We start from the raw sequence: 2,862 nt of genomic DNA, 5'->3' as shown, positions 1-2,862 counted from the left end.
GTCCCTATCGTCTAGAGGCCTAGGACATCGCCCTTTCACGGCGGTAACCGGGGTTCGAATCCCCGTAGGGACGCCATATTCTGCTTTAAAAATTATAAAAAGACTCTATCGTCACCTTACTGTTTATTCTTTATCTCTTTCTAGATTGCACATTTGTCTATTTTATCTAAAATAGCGTCTTTCTTAATTCTCTCAATGTGTAATATGCAGCCATCTGACAATCAACTAGATGCTCATCAGCATCAGAACAGTACTGCACCTTTAAAAAGAGCCATGAGCACTCGCCATCTTGTGATGTTATCACTGGGCGGAGCGATCGGAACTGGTCTATTTTTAGGTTCAGGGGAAGTCATTTCACAAACTGGAGCTATTGGCGCAATTATTGCCTATATTCTTGGTGGCGCGATCGCTTACATGGTCATGCTTTGCCTAGGAGAACTCGCTGTACACATGCCTGTTTCAGGTTCTTTTGGTGCCTATGCCAAAAAATATATCAGTCCAAGTACTGGCTATATGATTTCTTGGATGTACTGGCTCACATGGACTGCAACGCTTGGAACCGAATTCACTGCCGCTGCCCTACTCATGCAAGAATGGTTTCCACAGATTTCTATGTGGATTTGGACAATTATTTTTGCAGTTACTATCTTTGGCTTAAATATTAGTTCAACGCGTATTTTTGCTGAATCTGAGTTTTGGCTGGCTCTTGTTAAAGTCGTTACTGTCATTGCCTTTATCGTGCTCGGCCTATTAGCAATTTTTGGTTTAATTCCATTCCATGGTGCGCAAACTGCTCCACTCTTTAGCAATCTTACGGCTCAAGGCTGGTTCCCTCATGGTTTAATTCCTATTTTTACGACCATGCTGATTGTTAACTTTGCTTTCTCAGGAACCGAATTAATTGGTGTAGCAGCTGGCGAAACAAAAGATCCGGCTCAAAATGTACCAAAAGCGATTAATGCCGCGATCTGGCGTCTACTTATTTTCTTTGTGGGTACCATCATTGTCATTAGTGCCTTACTCCCATTCCAACTCGCAGGTCTAGGCGGTGATGGTGTAAGTAGCAGTCCTTTCGTAACCGTATTCAATTATATTGGCATTCCATATGCGGATGACATTATTAGGTTTGTAATTATCACAGCTCTGCTTTCAGCAGCCAATTCTGGCCTATATGCAGCTTCACGTATGATGTGGTCGCTGTCAGAACAAAAATTGCTACCTAGTGTGTTTGCGACTTTATCAAAAAGTGGAACACCAATCGTAGCTCTAGTTGTAACCATGTTCGGTGCAATTCCAGGTTTATTATCAGAGCAATTTGCACCTGAGACTATTTTTAAGAATCTGCTTGGTGTAGCGGCTTTTACCATGGTCATTGTATGGATGAGCATTTGTTTAAGTCAGTTCAACTTCCGCCGCCAATGGTATAGATCAGGACATACAGTTAAAGACTTACAATATGCTGCGCCTTTATTCCCTATTGTGCCAATTTTAGGTTTTGTTTTCTGTTTTATTACTTGTTTGAGTATGGCAGCAGACCCTGAAATGCACGCTGGTTTTGTAGGCTGTCTTATTTTTACAGCTTTATGTTATGTCAGTTATTTTATTTTTTATCGTAATAAAGACTAAACCCGTCGTTATTCAATTAAAGTGTAGCAAAAAGCTACACTTTTTTTTGTCTATATACTGGTTTTAAACAACATACCGTTGTAGATTAAAATTTATATTAAAAACAAAATCTTGTATAGAATGAAAATTATATTTATCCACGGGATGAATCAACAAAACTACACAGCACACCGCTTGAAAGAGCATTGGTTAAAAGTGTTTAAGCTTGGCCTAAAACAAATGCCTTGCAGAGTTAATGTCCGCGATCTTCATATTCACATGCCATTTTATGGCGACTTAATGACCAAATACCAGTTAAGTAACCAATTAGACCTTAACACGTTATTACCTAAATCATTTTTTAATAATTATTTCCCTATTAACGTACACCCAAGTAATCCTCCTACTAGAGAGCACACTCCATTTGTTCCGTTGTTACGCCCCTCAACCGATCAAACTGATAAAAGCTTCTCAGAACGGCTTTATCTCACTTCTCAATTAGTTAAAGATCGTGTACTGAAAGAACTAGTTGTTTTATTAAATAACTTTCCTAAACTGCATGAAAGTTTGATTCAACAATTCCTCATCGAAACCTATATGTATCTATCTAATCCAGAGTTTATGGAGGAAGTACATCAAAGAATTTTAAAGAAAATGCGAGAAGACGAAGATTATATTGTGGTCGGACACTCTCTCGGTTCAGTTATTGCTTTCCAATTATTATCAGATCCCTCTTATCAATTCTCAGTTAAGCGTTTTGTCACCTTAGCTTCTCCTTTATCTTTTCGCGTAATTCAAAGTAAGCTCCCGAGTCCAATTTCTAGACCGCCATGTATTTACGGTGATTGGTTTAATTTTTACTCTCAAGATGATTTTTTAACTGCTTTTCCATTGTGCGAAGCCCCATTTAATTTTGAACCTGCCATTATTAATCAGAAAATTTATACTTTCGCCAACCAGCCTCATGAGATTTTAGGGTATCTACAACATCCGTCGGTCATAAAGGCAATTATTGAGCCTTTTCAGAAAAATGAAGGCTAAATGTATATATTTTCTACAATTTGAGTTATTTTTAATCGCTTGACTGTTTTTTTTAATATTTCTTCAGAAAACTATTTGACACTTTTATTAAATCGACCTAATATACGCCCACCTCTGAAACGTCCCTATCGTCTAGAGGCCTAGGACATCGCCCTTTCACGGCGGTAACCGGGGTTCGAATCCCCGTAGGGACGCCAATATTTTTTCAGATGTATG

General features: G+C 38.7%; 2 protein-coding genes and 2 tRNA genes. All 4 read left to right on the top strand.

Annotation, left to right across the window (positions count from 1 at the left end; all coding sequences use genetic code 11):
- The 4 genes from F928_RS16330 to F928_RS16315 all read left to right on the top strand — a co-directional run bounded on the left by F928_RS16330 (window position 1) and on the right by F928_RS16315 (window position 2,843).
- Window positions 1–76 (top strand) — tRNA-Glu (locus F928_RS16330).
- A gap of 128 nt (window positions 77–204) precedes the next feature.
- A complete protein-coding gene (locus tag F928_RS16325; RefSeq protein WP_002116873.1) occupies window positions 205–1,626 on the top strand; it encodes an amino acid permease in 1,422 nt (473 codons plus the stop codon).
- A gap of 120 nt (window positions 1,627–1,746) precedes the next feature.
- A complete protein-coding gene (locus F928_RS16320; protein WP_002117099.1) occupies window positions 1,747–2,646 on the top strand; it encodes a PGAP1-like alpha/beta domain-containing protein in 900 nt (299 codons plus the stop codon).
- Between the two features lie 121 nt (window positions 2,647–2,767).
- Window positions 2,768–2,843: transfer RNA gene (locus tag F928_RS16315), tRNA-Glu, on the top strand.
- Window positions 2,844–2,862: the final 19 nt, after the last annotated feature.

Origin of the sequence: Acinetobacter pittii ATCC 19004 = CIP 70.29 (assembly GCF_000369045.1) — a bacterium.
Classification (GTDB): Bacteria; Pseudomonadota; Gammaproteobacteria; order Pseudomonadales; family Moraxellaceae; genus Acinetobacter; species Acinetobacter pittii.
This window is presented reverse-complemented; position numbering and strand designations above follow the sequence as displayed.